The organism is Streptomyces sp. NPDC050121 (assembly GCF_044460385.1).
GTDB classification, from domain to species: Bacteria; Actinomycetota; Actinomycetes; order Streptomycetales; family Streptomycetaceae; genus Streptomyces; species Streptomyces soliscabiei.
In genome coordinates this window covers 431,444-447,926 of record NZ_JBITJV010000002.1, presented here as the reverse complement: position 1 = coordinate 447,926, position 16,483 = coordinate 431,444, and the positions used below count along the sequence as shown (strand labels likewise).

Here is a 16,483-nt window from a genome sequence, read left to right as displayed (position 1 = left end):
TTCTAGGGTTTGCGGCGCTGCCCCCTCGCACGTCCGTCCCTTCTGTCCGGAGGACAGTCATGGCCGCCGTCAAGGCTTCCCAGCGCAACAGACGCCCCCTCGCCGCACTCGCCGGGGCCGTCGCCCTCACCGCCACGTCGATCGGCGTGTGGGCCGCCACGGCCTCCACCGCTCAGGCCGCAGCTCTCCCGACCCCCGACCACGTGGTGGTCGTGGTGATGGAGAACCACGCCTACTCGCAGGTGATCGGCAGCTCCAGCGCCCCCTACATCAACAACACCCTCAAGGCGGGTGGCGCCAACCTCACCCAGTCCTACGGCCTCACCCACCCCAGCGAGCCGAACTACTACATGTTGTTCTCGGGCTCCAACCAGGGCCGCACCGACGACAGTTGCGTCTCGGTCGGGTCCATCTCCGCGCCCAACCTCGCCTCGGAGCTGATCGCCGCCGGCCAGACCTGGGCCAGCTACAACGAGTCGCTGCCCAGCCAGGGTTCGACGACCTGCAGCAGCGGCAACTACGCACAGAAGCACAACCCGTGGTTCGGCTTCTCCAATGTGCCGACCAGCAGCGCCAAGACCATGACGCAGTTCCCGACCGACTACACGACCCTGCCGAAGGTGTCCTTCGTCGTGCCGAACCTGTGCAGTGACATGCACGACTGCTCGGTCTCCACGGGCGACACCTGGATCAAGAACAACCTGGGCGCGTACGCCACCTGGGCGCAGACCCACAACAGCATCCTCGCCGTCACCTTCGACGAGGACAACAAGCTGTCCGGCAACCGCATACCCACCGTTCTCTACGGGCAGCACGTCACCCCGGGCAGCTCCAGCGCCACCACCTACAACCACTACAACGTCCTGCGGACCGTGGAGGACCTGGCCGGTCTGAGCGCGCACGCGGGCAACGCCGCCTCCGCCTCCGACATCACCGGCATCTGGAACTGACGCCCGTGTATCTCGCGGACTCCCGCAGCACCAAGGCCGCCGCCGCCCCGGACCCCCGTCCGGGGCGGCGGCCGGCCGCCGTGCCCGGCACCGTGCTGGCCCTGGGGGCGGTCAGCCTGATCACGGACGTCTCCTCGGAGATGGTCACGGCGGTCCTGCCGCTCTACGTGGTCGCGGGCCTCGGTCTGTCGCCGCTCGGGTTCGGTCTCCTCGACGGCATCAACAACGGCGTCGGGGCCCTGGTCCGGCTGGCCGGAGGCCATCTCGCCGACCGGGGAGGCCGTCGGCACAAGGTCGTGGCAGGCCTCGGCTACGGACTGTCGGCGCTGTGCAAGCCGCTGCTGCTGCTCGCCCACACCCTCCCCGTGATCAGCGCCGTGCTCGCCGCCGACCGCACCGGCAAGGGACTGCGCACGGCCCCCCGGGACGCGATGATCTCGCTGGCCACCGAACCCGCCCACCGGGGACGGGCGTTCGGGGTGCACCGTGCCATGGACACCACCGGCGCGCTGCTCGGCCCGCTCGTGGCCTTCGCCGTGCTGAGGGCCACCGTCGACGGCTACGACGCGGTCTTCGCGGTCAGCGGCTGCATCGCCGTGCTCGGGGTCCTGGTGATGGTGCTCTTCGTGCCCCGCACCATCGCCCCCGCCGGCGCCGCACCACGACCCGAACCGGCCCGCCCGCTGCTGCGGGACGCGCTCGGGCTGCTGCGCCGCCCCAAGCTGCGCGGGCTCACCGTGTGCGCGACCCTGCTCGGCCTGACCACCGTCAGCGACTCCTTCCTCTATCTGCTGTTGCAGCGCGAAGGGGACCTGCCGGCCCATCTCTTCCCGCTGCTGCCGCTGGGCACCGCCGCCGTCTTCCTGCTGCTCGCCTTTCCGCTCGGCGCCCTCGCCGACCGCGTCAGCAGCCGTCGGCTCTTCCTGGCCGGCCACGGCGTCCTGCTGCTGGGCTACGGCCTGGTGCTGTCCCCTTGGCGCGGCGCTCCCGCCGTGGTCGCCGTCCTCGTCCTGCACGGCACCTTCTACGCCGCCACCGACGGAGTCCTCGCGGCCGCCACCGCCGGCGCCGTGCCGGCCCAGCACCAAGGGGCCGGGCAGGCGCTGGTCGGCACCGGCCAGGCGCTGGCCCGGTTCGCCTGCTCGCTCGCCTTCGGCGCGGCCTGGAGTCTGTGGGGCGGGCACACCGCGCTCGCCGTCACCGCTGTCGCGCTGGCCGTCAGCGCCGTGGTGGCCTCCTTCATCCTCCGTACGGCCGATGAGGTGCCCGTATGACCAGAACCGCCCGCCTGCTGATCCTGCTGGTCTCGGTCCTGCTCCTCGGCGGCGTGGGCACCGGGGCGGTGCTGTACGCCGCCCACCGTTCGGGCATGCGTGACGAGCAGCAGGCGGACGGTCCGACCGTGCGGGCCGGCGACGTCTCGCTCCGGCCGACGACCGGCCGTCGGCTGCTGGTGCGCAACCTGGCCTGGGGCCCGCACCGCGACGAGATCGCCACCGTGCCCGCCGACGATCCGCAGGGCCCGCGGACCGCCTCGGGCGTCAAGTGCCTGCGCTTCCACGCGGCGGCCGGTACCGGCATCTGTCTCCAGGCCGTGCACGGCGCACTGCAGGACACCTACCGAGCGGTGGTGCTCGACTCGAACCTGCGCGAACTGCACCACTTCCCGGCCGCCGGCATCCCCACCCGGGCCCGGGTCTCACCCTCCGGCCACCTGGTGGCCTGGACGGTCTTCGTCAGCGGCGACTCCTACGCCGGCACCGACTTCTCCACCCGCACCGCCATCGTCGACACCCGCACCTGGGCGGTCGACGACAACCTGGAGACCTTCCGCATCATCAAGGACGGTCGGCCCTACCGCGCGGCGGACATCAACGTCTGGGGTGTCACCTTCGCCGACGACACCCGCTTCTACGCCACCCTGGCGAGCGGTGGCCGGACCTACCTCGTCCGCGGCGACGTCACCGCACGCACCCTCACCACCGTGCACGGCAACGTCGAATGCCCCTCCCTCTCACCCGACGGCACCCGGGTCGCCTACAAGAAGCGCGTCCAGGGGGCCTCTGCCGACGCCCCCTGGCGGCTGTTCGTCCTCGATCTGCGCACCATGAAGGAGACCGCGACCGCCGAGCGGCGCAACATCGACGACCAAGCCCTGTGGTCCGACGACTCCACCCTCGTGTACGCCCTCCCCGGCGACTACGGCTCGGACCTGTGGACCGTGCCCTCCGACGGCAGCGGCACGGCCCGCACCCTCATGACGTCCGCCGTCGCCCCCGCCTACCTGGGCTGACGGGCCGGGCCCGGGACGACGTCAGAGCTGCGCCCCGGTCAGCTCCCGCAGCAGCTTCGGCAGCGCCGTCCCGATCGGCTCCCGGACGACGTCGTCGGCGCGTTCGTCGTACGGTGTCGGCTCGGCGTTGACGATGACCAGCCGGGCGCCGTGGTCGGCGGCGAGGCCGGCCAGTCCGGCGGCCGGCTGCACCTGGAGGCTCGTGCCGACGGCGACGAAGACCTGGCAGGCCTTGGTGATGGCGACGGCCTCGCCCAGCACCACCGGGTCGAGGCGCTCGCCGAACATCACGGTGGCCGACTTCAGGATCCCGCCGCACGCCAGGCACGGCGGATCGGCCTCACCGGCCTCGACCCGCGCCAGCGCCTCGGCCATCGGCCCTCTCGCATGACACTTCGTGCACACCACGCTGCGGACGGTGCCGTGCAGTTCGAGCACCTTGCGCACGGGCATTCCCGCGAGCTGATGCAGCCCGTCCACGTTCTGCGTGATGACTCTGACCGGCACTCCGGACCGCTCCAGCTCGACGACGGCCCGGTGGGCCGCGTTCGGCTCCGCTGTCAGGGCCTGGTTGCGGCGCCGCAGCTGCCAGGACCGCCGCCGGATCTCCGGATCGCCCATGTAGTACTCGTACGTGACCAGCTTCTCCGCCTCCGGATCCCGCCGCCACAACCCGTTCGGACCGCGATAGTCGGGGATCCCGGAATCCGTGGAGATACCGGCCCCGCTGAGGATGGCGACGAGTGGCTTGCTCATGCGTTCGAGCGTAAGTCGGGGGATCCGGTGGCCGCGAGCGGATATCGGGCGGTGTCCCGCAGACAGCCGCCCACGACCAGGGGGGTGAGTGCGAGTGCGCCGTCCGGCGGTCAGCCCACCCGGTGGCCGTTCTCGAGTTCGGCCGTCAGCGAGGGGTCCGCCACGGCGTCCAGCGCGGCCAGCACCCGGTGGCCCAGTTGGCCCGGAAGATAGTCGGTGAGCTCCTCGGGCCGGACCAGTCGCCAGGACAGCAGCTCCGCCTCCTGCAGCCGGATCGCCTCGAAGTCGGCCTCGCCGAGGACCCCGCCGTCGTACACGTACGCCACCCGCGGCGGCAGGCCCGGGTCGAGCACCCAGTCGACCGCGAGCAGTCGGCCGAGCGCGCGGTCGAGTCCGATCTCCTCGAGCGTCTCGCGCCGCGCGCCCTGCCGTGGGGTCTCCCCGCCGTCGGACTCGATGGTGCCACCCGGAAGCGCCCAGCCCGCCCGGTAGTTGGGCTCGACGAGCAGCACTCGCCCGTCGGCGTCACGGAAGATCGCGGCGGCGCCCGCCAGGACCCGGGGCAGGGAGGCGAGGTAGGCGGCGAAGTCGGTCGTACCGGAAGCAGTCATCCGGAAAGGGTAAGGGGCGGCGGGCCGGCCGGTGGGGCGTCCGGCGGGTTCTGCGTCGGGCGCCGGTCCCGGGCGTCCTCCAGCCGTGCCAGCCGCGCCAGTCGAACCGTCCGCTGCGCCAACTCGCTGATGCGTGCGCGGTCGAAGCCGAACACCGCGCTGCGGACCGTGTCCTGGAGCGGTTGCGTCCACTGCGGCGGGATGGCCGCGGCGCCGGTCAGGACGCCGGCCACCGAACCGGCCGTCGCCCCGTTGGAGTCGGTGTCCAGACCGCCGCGCACGGTGAGTGTGATCGTGCGGGTGAAGTCGCCGTCGCCGTACAGCAGTCCGGCGGTGAGGACGGCGATGTTGGGGACGGTGTGGATCCAGCCCAGGCCCGCCGTCTCCGCCTCCATCGTCGTGAGGGTGTCCTCCCAGGTCATGCGGGTGGCGTGCAGGGCGACGACCCGGCGCACGGTCCGGGCGAGACGGCTGCTCGCCGGGACGACGGCCAGCGCCTCGTCGAGCGCATGCCGCACCGTCGGCGCGGTGAACGCCGCCGCGATCAGGGCGGCCGCGAACATCGCTCCGTACACGCCGTTGCCGGTGTGCGAGAGCACCGCGTCCCGGCGGGCGAGAGCGGCGGCGCGACGGGGAAGCCCGGGGCTGGTCCAGCCGTGGACGTCGGCGCGGATCAGGGCGCCGATCCACTCCTGGTAGGGGTTGTCGTACGTCGCCGTCAGCGGTGGCCTGAGCCCGTTTGCGAGGTTGCGGTAGGCGGCCCGCTCGGCGGTGAACGTCTGCAGATACGGCAGCCGCAGCAGCCACAGGTCGCCGACCTGCTCGGTGCTGAAGCCGAAGCCGTGGGTCTCCAGGAGGTCGAGGCCGAGGACGGCGTAGTCGACGTCGTCGTCGCGGCAGCTGCCGTGGATGCGGCCGCGCACGCACGCGCGCCACTCCGGGCGCAGCCGCAGGCCGTCCTCCTCGGTGGGCGGTTCGGGCAGATAGTCGGTGAGGGGCAGGGCGGCGGCCCGCCGCAGATAGCGGTCGATGCGTCCGCGCGTCCACAGGTCGCCCTGCTCGACCGGTTTGCCGAGCATGTTGCCCGCGATCCGGCCCAGCCAGCCCCCGAGGACACGGTCGGCGAGTTCCGGTTCGCCGCCCACAGGGGTCATGGCTCCGGTTTACCCGATTCCGTATCCCGGGAACACTCGTGCGGGCCCGAACGGCTCACAGACGGCGCTCAGGCTTGTTCCAGGGGCTGGTCTCCGCATGACGGCGGGGGCGTCCTCCGGTTAAGGTCGCAGCGGCGCGACTGGCCCTGACGGGCGCGGGGCCTGGAGAGCAAGGGGATGGCAAGGTGGCGGACGCTGCAGCGCAGGGCACCCGACGGGTGCTCGTGGCCGCGGACAAGTTCAAGGGCTCGCTGACGGCCGTGGAGGTCGCCGAGCGGGTGACGGCCGGACTGCGCCGGGTCGTACCGGACGTGGAGGTGGAGGCCCTGCCCGTCGCCGACGGAGGTGACGGTACGGTCGCCGCGGCGGTCGCGGCCGGCTTCGAACGCCGCGAGGTACGGGTCGCCGGCCCCCTCGGGAACGAGGTCACCGCCGCGTTCGCGGTGCGCGGCGACACCGCGGTCGTGGAGATGGCCGAGGCGAGCGGGTTGCAGCGGCTCCCGGCCGGCGTTTTCGCGCCGCTCACGGCGTCGACATACGGCTCCGGGGAGCTGCTGCGGGCCGCGCTGGACGCGGGCGTGCGCACGATCGTGTTCGGGGTCGGCGGCAGCGCCACCACGGACGGCGGCGCGGGCATGCTGTCCGCGCTCGGCGCCCGGTTCCTTGGCGAGGACGGCGAGCCGGTGGCACCGGGCGGCGGCGGCCTCGCGGCGCTGGCCCGCGCCGACCTGTCGGACCTGGACCCGCGCCTCGCCTCCGTGGAACTGGTCCTGGCGAGCGACGTGGACAACCCGCTGACCGGCCCCAAGGGGGCGCCGGCGGTGTACGGGCCGCAGAAGGGCGCCTCGCCGGACGACGTCGAGACCCTGGACGCGGCGCTCACGCACTACGCGACGGTGCTTCAGGCGGCGGTCGGGCCGAGGGCGGCGGAGTACGCCGCCGCACCGGGCGCGGGCGCCGCGGGCGGCATCGGCTACGGCGCGCTGCTCGTCGGCGCCCGCTTCCGCGCCGGCATCGACGTCATGCTCGACGTGCTGGGCTTCGGGCCGGCGCTCGAGCGGGCGGAGCTGGTGATCACCGGCGAGGGGTCGCTGGACGAGCAGACCCTGCACGGCAAGGCCCCCGCCGGTGTCGCCGCGGCGGCCCGTGCGGCCGGCAAGGAGGTCGTCGCCGTGTGCGGCCGTCTCGCCCTGCTGCCGGCGGAGCTGGGCCGGGCGGGGATCCGCCGGGCGTACCCGCTGACCGACGTCGAGCCGGACGTGGCCATGTGCATCGCGGACGCCGGACCGATCCTGGAGCGGGTCGCCGAGCGGATCGGGCGGGACTTTCTGTCCTGAGCCCCACGAGCCCTGTGCGGACGGCGCCCCTGTCCCGTATCGGTCTCATAGGGGGTACAGAACGCCGAGGTCGTCCCGGTAGTAGCTGCCGCTGGTGAGGCCCTCGACCTTGCCCTTGTCGAGCCAGTGCCTCGCGTAGCGCTGCACGACCTTGGCGTTGCGCTCCCAGACCACGGAGTGTCCCGCGCCGGCCAGCTGGAACATCAGCTTGTCCGGTCCCTGGATGGCGGTGTAGAGGTCCGGGACGGAGAAGTGCAGGACCGGAGGGAGCGTCGCCGACGTGTTGGCCTGCGTGTCCTGTTCGCCGTAGAGGATGAGTACGGGTACCCGGTCACCGAGGATGTAGGTGTTGCCCGGGTCCTTGTGCGGGACGGTCTGGTTGTTCCAGCCCCACCAGTAGGAGTTCCGGTACCGCAGAACCCCCTCGAACACGCCGGGTGACACCGCCGGACCCCAGGTGCTGCCGAGGGGATCGTTCTGCATCATGGCGCGCCACACCTTGTCCTCGATGCCGGGCTCGCGCTGCGTGGGGCCGGCCTGCTCCTTGTCCCAGCCGGCCTTGAAGCCGGTCTTGCTGCCGACGTTCATCGGGAAGCCGAACGTGACGGCGGGCAGGGACAGGGGCAGCGCCGCGGCCTCGGGCGGACGCCCGAAGGGGTCTGCGGGGTTCGTGGACCAGCGGCCCTGCGGCGGGAAGATCGGGGCGAGCAGCAGCAGGCTCTTGACCTCGCCTGGGTGCTGGAGCGTGTAGGGGCCCATGACGAAGGCGGCCGCGGACCAGCCGACGAAGTCGATCGGATGGTCCCTGCCGGGCAGTGCCCTGATGAACTTGACGACGGTGTCCAGCTCCGCCCACTCGCTCTCGGCGTTGCCGAGTTGGTGCGGGTAGGGAGGCGGGCACGGGGTGGTCGTGAGGGGATTCGGGTTCAGGACGTCCGTCTGCTGCGCCGGGTTGGCGTTGCAGGGCTCGTCCATCTGCGGACGCGGTGAGCGTCCGCTGCCCTGGAGGTCCATCAGGAACACGTCGTAACCGTCGTCGGCGAGGTCCTGCGCCCAGCTGTAGCGGGTCTCGGGACCATCGGCTCCCGGGGGGAGCACGAGGTCGAACCCCGCGACCGCGGGCACGCTTCTGCCGTGGAGCATCAGGACCGGCTGGGGCGTGTGGGACGGCTTGGTGCCGTTGTACTCCCGGACGAACAGCTGCACGTCGGTGCCCGCGTTCGCGGGGATCGTCGAGACGTGTGGGACCAGGTGGTCCACCTGGGATGCGGGCATGGTCGCCCTCCGATCCATCGAACGGGACGAATCCCGGATAAACCCCCTGATTCCACCGTCCTCTTCTTGCCTGCCGTCTGCAAATGGGCGTGAGAGAGAGGTAGTTGACCCGTCAAACGGGTGTGGCCCGAGCCTGGAAGAGACTCGGGCCACACCCGTTCGACGGTGAGGTGAAGGTCAGGGCAGCTGCGCCGCCCGGGCCTCGCGCCGGTTGTCGCGGAAGTTGTTCACCCGGCGGGCCGTGGCGAACAGCGGGATGACCGCGCCCATCACCAGCTGCAGCGCGCAGCCGGTCTGGAGCAGGAGCTGGCCGCTCGGGGCGTCGAACGCCCAGGCCGCCAGCAGGCCCATCGACAGCACGATCCAGGAGAGCATCGCGCCGGCGAGGCGGCCCCGCGGCTTCGGGTACTCGACCCGGCTCACCATCAGCCAGGCGGTGCCCAGGATGGCCATCAGCGTCGCCACGAAGGGCAGCTCGAGGAGCACGATCGAGACGACCGTCAGCGCGCCGAACGGCGAGGGCATGCCCTGGAAGGTGCCGTCCTTGACGGTGACGCAGGAGAATCTCGCGAGCCTCAGCACCACCGCCAGCAGGACCACGATCGCGCCGACCGCCGCGACCCGCTGGTGTGCGTCGTCGGCGACCATGCCGTAGACCAGGACGAAGTACGCCGGGGCCAGACCGAAGCTGATCAGGTCCGAGAGGTTGTCCAGCTCCGCGCCCATCGGGGACGAGCGCAGCTTGCGGGCGACCAGGCCGTCGAACAGGTCGAAGACCGCCGCGCACAGCATCAGGATGACCGCCGTGGCCGCACTGTGGCGGGCCATGCCGGTCTCCTGGTCACCGGTGAGGTGCGGGATGAGGATGCCGGTGGTGGTGAAGTACACCGCCATGAAGCCGCATGTGGCGTTGCCGAGGGTGAGGGTGTCCGCTATCGACAGACGGAGAGAGAGGGGCATCTCCTCCTCGTCGTCCACCTCGTCGGCCTCGGGCACCCAGCCCTGGGTCTCAGGGTCAATCACGGTCAATGCGAGTCACCCCCGCCACGGTCTTCTGTCCCACCTCGACCGCGACCTCCACGCCCTCGGGCAGGTAGATGTCGACGCGCGAGCCGAAACGGATCAGGCCGATGCGCTCGCCCTGCTCGACCTTCGTGCCCTCGGGGATGTAGGGGACGATGCGGCGGGCGACGGCGCCGGCGATCTGGATCATCTCGATGTCACCGAGCTCGGTGTCGAAATGCCAGACGACGCGCTCGTTGTTCTCGCTCTCCTTGTTGAAAGCCGGAACGAAGCCGCCGGGGATGTGCTCGACCGACGTCACGGTGCCGGCCAGCGGCGCGCGGTTGACGTGGACGTTGAGCGGGCTCATGAAGATCGCGACCCGGGTGCGCCCGTCCTTCCACGGCATGATGCTCTGCACCACTCCGTCGGCGGGCGAGATGACCCGGCCCGGGGCGATCTCACGCTCGGGGTCGCGGAAGAACCACAGCATGCCCGCCGCGAGAGCGGTGGCGGGCACGGCGACGGCCTTGGCGGCACCCGAGCGGCGAGCGCGCAGCAGGCTGACGGCTGCGGTGGCGACGGTCGGCAGGAGCCACGGCGATGCTCCGCGCGCGAGGCGTGCGCCTACCAGGCTGTCGCGGTGTGCAGAGGTTTGGCTGTGGGGCATGGATGACCTTCGTAGCGGATGATGCCGCGTTCGACAGGGGGGACGGCGGCTTTCGGCGATCGTAGCGGTTCGGGGCCACAACTGGGTAAGCCAGGAAGCCGAGTCGACGGCTGAAGGAAGTTGACCGGGTGTGATCTTCTTCTCGAAGAAAACACCCCCAACTCTGACAATCAGCCCTGGAACCGGTACTCCTCGAGCAGGCGACGTCCGATGATCATTTTCTGGATTTCGGCGGTGCCTTCACCGATCAGCAACATCGGGGCCTCGCGGTAGAGGCGCTCGATCTCGTATTCCTTGGAGAAGCCGTACCCGCCGTGGATCCGAAAGGCATCCTCCACGACCTCCTTGCAGTACTCGGAGGCGAGGTACTTCGCCATCCCTGCCTCAAGGTCGTTTCGTTCTCCGGAATCCTTTTTGCGTGCGGCGTTCACCATCATCGCATGCGCGGCCTCGACCTTGGTAGCCATCTCGGCCAGCTTGAACTGGATCGCCTGGTGCTGGGCGATCGCCTTGCCGAAGGTGTGACGCTGCTGGGCGTACCGCACGCCCAGCTCGAACGCACGCTGTGCGACGCCGCAGCCACGCGCCGCGACATTGACGCGCCCAACCTCGACGCCGTCCATCATTTGGTAAAAACCTCGGCCGGTGACCCCGCCGAGCACCCGATCGGCGGGAAGCCGCAGGCCGTCCATGATGAGCTCGGTCGTGTCGACGCCCTTGTAGCCCATCTTCTCGATCTTGCCCGGGATGGTCAGGCCCGGGCGGACCTCACCGAAGCCGGGCTCCTTCTCGATCAGGAAGGTCGTCATCGATTTGTGGGGCGCGGTGCCCTCGGGGTGTCCTTCGTCACTTCGCACGAGAACGGCCACCAGCGAGGACGTTCCGCCGTTCGTCAGCCACATCTTCTGGCCGTTGAGGACGTACTCGTCGCCGTCCTTCACCGCCTTCGACGTGATCGCGGACACGTCCGAGCCGAGGGCCGGCTCCGACATGGAGAACGCGCCCCGGATGTCGCCGGCCGCCATGCGCGGCAGGTAGTGGTCCTTCTGCTCCTGCGTGCCGTGCTGCTTGAGCATGTACGCCACGATGAAGTGCGTGTTGATGATGCCGGAGACGGACATCCAGCCGCGGGCGATCTCCTCCACGCACAGGGCGTAGGTGAGGAGCGACTCGCCTAGACCGCCGTACTCCTCGGGGATCATCAGGCCGAACAGGCCCAACTCCTTGAGACCGTCGACGATCGTCTGTGGGTACTCGTCGCGGTGCTCCAGCTCGGTCGCCACGGGGATGATCTCCTTGTCCACGAAGTCGCGGACGGTGGAGAGGATCTCCTGCTGGACGTCGGTCAGACCGGCGGTCTGGGCGAGGCGGGCCATCGATCAGCCTTCCTGAAGTTCCGGGCGGCCGGGCTGCTCGCCGCCGCGCTCCTTGATGTACGTCTCGGTCGGCACCAGCACCTTGCGGCGGAACACGCAGACCAGCGTGCCGTCCTGCTTGTAGCCCTTGGTCTCGACGTGGACGATGCCGCGGTCGTTCTTCGACTTCGACGGCCACTTGTCCAGCACGGTCGTCTGACCGTAGATCGTGTCCCCGTGGAACGTCGGCGCGACGTGCTTGAGCGACTCGATCTCCAGGTTGGCGATGGCCTTGCCGGAGACGTCCGGCACGGACATGCCGAGCAGCAGGGAGTAGATGTAGTTCCCGACGACGACGTTCTTGCCGAAGTCGGTCGTCTTCTCCGCGTAGTTGGTGTCCATGTGGAGCGGGTGGTGGTTCATGGTGAGGAGACAGAACAGGTGGTCGTCGTACTCCGTGACCGTCTTGCCCGGCCAGTGCTTGTACGTCGCGCCGACCTCGAACTCCTCATAGGTGCGTCCGAACTGCATCGCGCTCAGGGCTCCTCAGTCGACGGGGGTTTCGAACTTCGACGTGCGCCGCATGCCGGCCGCGCGTCCCTTGCCGGAGATGACCAGCGCCATCTTGCGGCTGGCCTCGTCGATCATCTCGTCGCCGAGCATCGCCGAGCCCTTCTTGCCGCCCGCCTCGGACGTGTAGTAGTCGTACGCGTCCAGGATCAGCTCGGCGTGGTCGTAGTCCTCCTGCGAGGGCGAGAAGATCTCGTTGGACGCCTCGACCTGGCCCGGGTGCAGCACCCACTTGCCGTCGAAGCCGAGGGCGGCGGCGCGCCGGGCGACCTCGCGGTAGCCGTCGACGTTGCGGATCTGCAGGTAGGGGCCGTCGATCGCCTGGAGGTCGTTGGCACGGGCGGCCATCAGGATCTTCATCAGGATGTAGTGGTAGGCGTCCGCCGGATAGCCGGGCGGCTGCTCGCCCACGACCAGCGACTTCATGTTGATCGACGCCATGAAGTCGGCCGGGCCGAAGATGATCGTCTCGATGCGCGGGGAGGCCTGCGCGATCTCGTTGACGTTGTTCAGGCCCTGCGCGTTCTCGATCTGCGCCTCGATGCCGATCTTGCCGACCTCGAAGCCCATGGTCTTCTCGATCTGCGTCAGCAGCAGGTCCAGGGCGACGACCTGCTGGGCGTTCTGCACCTTCGGCAGCATGATGCAGTCGAGGTTGGGGCCGGCTCCCTCGACCACCGTCACGACATCACGGTACGTCCACTCGGTCGTCCAGTCGTTGACGCGCACGACCCTCGTCTTGCCCGTCCAGTCGCCCTCGTTGAGGAACTTGACGATGGTGTGCCGCGCCTCGGGCTTGGCGAGCGGGGCGCACGCGTCCTCCAGGTCGAGGAAGACCTGGTCCGCCGCCAGGCCCTGCGCCTTCTCCAGGAAGCGGGGGTTGCTGCCCGGGACCGCGAGACACGAGCGGCGGGGACGCAGACGGTTGACGGTCATGCGGGGACCTCCAGGGGGTCGAGCTGGTTCGCTGTCCGGATCTCGTCGACGATGCGGCCGATGATTCCGGTGATGTCGAAGTCCTTCGGGGTGAAGACCGCGGCCACGCCGGCAGCCCTGAGCTGTTCGGCGTCTCCATTCGGGATGATGCCACCGGCGATCACCGGGATGTCTGTGGCACCGGCCACACGGAGCCGTTCGAGGACATCCGGCACCAGTTGGGCGTGCGAGCCGGACAGGATGGACAGGCCAACCGCGTGGACGTCCTCCTCCAGCGCGGCGTCCACGATCTGCTCGGGCGTCAGCCGGATGCCCTGGTAGACCACCTCGAAGCCGGCGTCACGCGCGCGCACGGCTATCTGCTCGGCACCGTTGGAGTGCCCGTCCAGGCCCGGCTTGCCGACCAGGAAGCGCAGCTTGCCGACGCCGAGGTCCTTCGCCGTCAGATCGACCCTGCGGCGGACGTCGGCCATGGCCGAGCCCTCCTCCGCCGGCACCGCCACCGGCGCCGAGGAGACCCCGGTCGGGGCCCGGAACTCGCCGAACACCTCGCGCAGCGCCCCCGCCCACTCGCCGGTCGTGACCCCGGCGCGGGCGCACTCCAGGGTGGCCTCCATGAGGTTGGCGGTGCCCTTGGCGGCCTCCTTCAGCTTCTCCAGCGCCTTGCACGGGCGCGGATGGTTGAAGGGCGGCTGGTACCGCGTGTCGCGCCAGTTCTGCAGGGCGGCGATGACCCGGGCCTCGACCGCCGGGTCGACCGTCTGGATCGCGGTGTCGAGATCGGCGGTGAGCGGGTTGGGCTCGGTCGTCTCGAAGATGTTGACGCCGACGATCTTCTCCTGCCCGGACTCGATACGGGCGCGCCGCTCGGCGTGCGAGGAGACGAGTTGCGACTTGAGGTAGCCGGACTCGACGGCGGCCATCGCGCCGCCCATCTCCTGGATCCGCTCGATCTCCGCGAGGGAGGCCTCGACCAGCGTCGCGACCTTCGCCTCGACGACGTGCGAGCCCTCGAAGATGTCCTCGTACTCCAGCAGGTCGCTCTCGTGGGCGAGGACCTGCTGGATGCGCAGGCTCCACTGCTGGTCCCAGGGGCGGGGGAGGCCCAGGGCCTCGTTCCAGGCGGGGAGCTGCACGGCACGCGCGCGTGCGTCCTTCGAGAGGGTCACGGCCAGCATCTCCAGGACGATGCGCTGGACGTTGTTCTCCGGCTGCGCCTCCGTCAGCCCCAGGGAGTTGACCTGGACGCCGTAGCGGAAGCGGCGCTGCTTGGGGTCGGCGATGTCGTAGCGCTCGCGGGTGATCTGGTCCCAGATACGGCCGAAGGCGCGCATCTTGCACATCTCCTCGACGAAGCGGACGCCCGCGTTCACGAAGAAGGAGATCCGGGCGACGACGTCGCCGAACTTCTCGGCCGGCACCTGCCCGGAGTCCCGGACGGCGTCCAGCACGGCGATCGCCGTCGACATCGCGTACGCGATCTCCTGGACCGGCGTGGCGCCCGCCTCCTGCAGGTGGTAGCTGCAGATGTTGATCGGGTTCCACTTCGGGATGTGGGAGACCGTGTACGCGATCATGTCGGTGGTCAGGCGGAGCGACGGCCCCGGCGGGAACACGTGCGTGCCCCGCGACAGGTACTCCTTGACGATGTCGTTCTGGGTCGTGCCCTGGAGCAGGGTGATGTCGACGCCCTGCTCCTCGGCGACGACCTGGTAGAGCGCCAGCAGCCACATGGCGGTGGCGTTGATCGTCATCGAGGTGTTCATCTGCTCCAGGGGGATGTCCTGGAACAGCCTGCGCATGTCGCCGAGATGGGCCACCGGCACGCCGACCCGGCCGACCTCGCCGCGGGCGAGGACGTGGTCGGAGTCGTAGCCGGTCTGGGTGGGCAGGTCGAACGCCACCGACAGACCCGTCTGGCCCTTGGCGAGGTTGCGCCGGTACAGCTCGTTGGACGCCTCGGCGGTGGAGTGACCGGCGTACGTGCGCATGAGCCACGGCCGGTCCTTCTCCCGCTTTCCTTCGGCGGGCTGACGCTCAGTCATCTATGACCTCGGGTGTCTCAGATGTTGCGGCTGTGTTGGATGGTTCGCTCCGCTGACGCGTCACGGAACAGGTTGATGGCGTCGATGTGCCGGGCGCGCTTGGCCTCGTCGCGCACGCCCAGACCCTCCTCGGGGGCCAGGCACAGGACGCCGACCTTGCCCTGGTGGAGGTTGCGGTGCACGTCGTAGGCGGCCTGGCCGGTCTCCTGAAGGGAGTAGACCTTGGAGAGCGTCGGGTGGATCTTTCCCTTGGCGACCAGCCGGTTGGCCTCCCAGGCCTCGCGGTAGTTGGCGAAGTGCGAGCCGATGATCCGCTTCAGGGACATCCACAGGTAGCGGTTGTCGTACTCGTGGTTGTAGCCGGAGGTCGAGGCGCAGGTGACGATGGTGCCGCCCTTGCGGGTGACGTAGACGGACGCGCCGAAGGTCTCGCGGCCCGGGTGCTCGAAGACGATGTCGACGTCCTCGCCGTCGGTGAGTTCGCGGATGCGCTTGCCGAAACGCTTCCACTCCTTCGGATCCTGGGTGTGCTCGTCCTTCCAGAACCGGTAGTCCTCGGCGGTGCGGTCGATGATCGCCTCGGCGCCCATGGCCCGGCAGATCTCCGCCTTCTGCGGCGAGGAGACGACACAGATCGGGTTGGCGCCGCCGGCCAGCGCGAACTGCGTGGCGTAGCTGCCGAGGCCGCCGCTCGCGCCCCAGATCAGGACGTTGTCGCCCTGCTTCATGCCGGCGCCGTTGCGGGAGACCAGCTGCCGGTAGGCGGTGGAGTTCACCAGCCCCGGGGCGGCGGCCTCCTCCCAGCTGAGATGGCCCGGCTTGGGCATCAGCTGGTTGGACTTCACCAGCGCGATCTCGGCGAGGCCGCCGAAGTTGGTCTCGAAGCCCCAGATCCGCTGCTCGGGGTCGAGCATCGTGTCGTTGTGGCCGTCGGACGACTCCAGCTCGACGGAGAGGCAGTGCGCGACGACCTCGTCGCCCGGCTTCCAGGCGTTGACGCCGGGGCCGGTGCGCAGGACGACGCCCGCGAGGTCGGAGCCGATGACGTGGTACGGCAGGTCGTGCCGCTTGGTGAGCTCGCTGAGTCGGCCGTAGCGCTCCAGGAAGCCGAACGTGGACAGCGGCTCGAAGATCGAGGTCCACACGGAGTTGTAGTTGACGGAGGAGGCCATGACGGCCACCAGGGCCTCGCCCGGGCCGAGCTCGGGCAGCGGGACCTCGTCGAGGTGGATCGACTTGCGCGGGTCCTTGTCGCGGGTCTCCAGGCCCGCGAACATCTCCGTCTCGTCCTTGTGCACGGTGATCGCGCGGTAGGACTCGGGGAGCGGCAGAGCGGCGAAGTCGTCCGGTGTCGAGTCCGGCGACTGGATCGCGTCCAGGATCTTCTGCATGGTCACGGTGTTGCCTCCGGCGGTCTGCGCCCTGAGGGCGGGGCGCTGAGGGTTACGTCGGTGCTGCTGAGGGATGTGAGGGAAGCGCCGTCGGTTCGGCGGCGGTGCTGTTCGGCAGCGCTTTGTGGCGCGGGAGGT

Annotated in this window: 15 protein-coding genes; 4 read left to right on the top strand and 11 right to left on the bottom strand. The window is 70.1% G+C overall.

Translation table 11 applies throughout. The annotated features are described in order from the left end of the window. The first annotated feature begins 59 nt into the window (after positions 1–59). Genes ACIBTS_RS04460 through ACIBTS_RS04450 form a run of 3 tightly spaced genes read left to right on the top strand, consistent with a single transcriptional unit; the run spans position 60 to position 3,243 of the window. On the top strand, positions 60–950 hold the full coding sequence (locus ACIBTS_RS04460; RefSeq protein ID WP_319672424.1) for an alkaline phosphatase family protein: 891 nt from the start codon (positions 60–62) through the stop codon (positions 948–950). A gap of 5 nt (positions 951–955) precedes the next feature. Beyond that, positions 956–2,224, top strand: coding sequence for an MFS transporter (locus tag ACIBTS_RS04455; RefSeq protein WP_399316503.1), 1,269 nt, complete (start codon positions 956–958; stop codon positions 2,222–2,224). Next, the gene (locus ACIBTS_RS04450; RefSeq protein WP_399316501.1) at positions 2,221–3,243 is read left to right on the top strand and encodes a TolB family protein; all 1,023 of its coding nucleotides are present in this window, start codon (positions 2,221–2,223) and stop codon (positions 3,241–3,243) included. Before ACIBTS_RS04455 ends, ACIBTS_RS04450 begins: the two co-directional genes overlap by 4 nt. 21 nt (positions 3,244–3,264) lie before the next feature. Here ACIBTS_RS04450 and ACIBTS_RS04445 read toward each other — a convergent pair whose 3' ends face one another. The 3 genes from ACIBTS_RS04445 to ACIBTS_RS04435 all read right to left on the bottom strand — a co-directional run bounded on the left by ACIBTS_RS04445 (position 3,265) and on the right by ACIBTS_RS04435 (position 5,764). Next, entirely contained in the window at positions 3,265–3,999 is a 735-nt protein-coding gene (locus tag ACIBTS_RS04445) for a Sir2 family NAD-dependent protein deacetylase (RefSeq protein WP_319672421.1), read from the bottom strand. Between the two features lie 110 nt (positions 4,000–4,109). Then, complete coding sequence (locus ACIBTS_RS04440) at positions 4,110–4,610, bottom strand: NUDIX domain-containing protein (RefSeq protein WP_399316498.1); 501 nt, start codon at positions 4,608–4,610, stop codon at positions 4,110–4,112. Then, a complete protein-coding gene (locus tag ACIBTS_RS04435) occupies positions 4,607–5,764 on the bottom strand; it encodes an ADP-ribosylglycohydrolase family protein (RefSeq protein ID WP_399316497.1) in 1,158 nt (385 codons plus the stop codon). Before ACIBTS_RS04435 ends, ACIBTS_RS04440 begins: the two co-directional genes overlap by 4 nt. Before the next feature lie 218 nt (positions 5,765–5,982). Here ACIBTS_RS04435 and ACIBTS_RS04430 point away from each other — a divergent pair, with 218 nt between their 5' ends. Continuing rightward, positions 5,983–7,101, top strand: coding sequence for a glycerate kinase (locus tag ACIBTS_RS04430; RefSeq protein ID WP_399316631.1), 1,119 nt, complete (start codon positions 5,983–5,985; stop codon positions 7,099–7,101). Between the two features lie 45 nt (positions 7,102–7,146). Here the strand turns inward: ACIBTS_RS04430 and ACIBTS_RS04425 are convergent, their stop codons facing one another. From ACIBTS_RS04425 to ccrA, 8 genes are all read right to left on the bottom strand, one after another. Continuing rightward, a complete protein-coding gene (locus ACIBTS_RS04425; RefSeq protein WP_399316495.1) occupies positions 7,147–8,376 on the bottom strand; it encodes an alpha/beta fold hydrolase in 1,230 nt (409 codons plus the stop codon). 177 nt (positions 8,377–8,553) lie between these two features. After that, on the bottom strand, positions 8,554–9,372 hold the full coding sequence (gene pssA, locus ACIBTS_RS04420; protein ID WP_399316629.1) for a CDP-diacylglycerol--serine O-phosphatidyltransferase: 819 nt from the start codon (positions 9,370–9,372) through the stop codon (positions 8,554–8,556). 19 nt (positions 9,373–9,391) lie between these two features. Then, positions 9,392–10,048: a phosphatidylserine decarboxylase gene (locus ACIBTS_RS04415; protein ID WP_079658622.1), complete on the bottom strand. Its 657-nt coding sequence runs from the start codon at positions 10,046–10,048 to the stop codon at positions 9,392–9,394. Positions 10,049–10,218: 170 nt separating this feature from the next. Next, positions 10,219–11,424, bottom strand: a complete 1,206-nt coding sequence (locus tag ACIBTS_RS04410; RefSeq protein WP_334575806.1) for an acyl-CoA dehydrogenase family protein — start codon at positions 11,422–11,424, stop codon at positions 10,219–10,221. A gap of 3 nt (positions 11,425–11,427) precedes the next feature. Continuing rightward, the gene (locus ACIBTS_RS04405) at positions 11,428–11,934 is read right to left on the bottom strand and encodes a MaoC family dehydratase (RefSeq protein ID WP_319672991.1); all 507 of its coding nucleotides are present in this window, start codon (positions 11,932–11,934) and stop codon (positions 11,428–11,430) included. Between the two features lie 15 nt (positions 11,935–11,949). Further along, a complete protein-coding gene (locus ACIBTS_RS04400) occupies positions 11,950–12,909 on the bottom strand; it encodes an HpcH/HpaI aldolase/citrate lyase family protein (RefSeq protein WP_399316492.1) in 960 nt (319 codons plus the stop codon). Next, positions 12,906–14,954, bottom strand: a complete 2,049-nt coding sequence (locus ACIBTS_RS04395) for a protein meaA (RefSeq protein WP_399316490.1) — start codon at positions 14,952–14,954, stop codon at positions 12,906–12,908. The genes ACIBTS_RS04400 and ACIBTS_RS04395 overlap by 4 nt, the downstream gene beginning before the upstream one ends. Before the next feature lie 17 nt (positions 14,955–14,971). After that, entirely contained in the window at positions 14,972–16,345 is a 1,374-nt protein-coding gene (gene ccrA / locus ACIBTS_RS04390) for a crotonyl-CoA carboxylase/reductase (protein ID WP_399316627.1), read from the bottom strand. Positions 16,346–16,483: the final 138 nt, after the last annotated feature.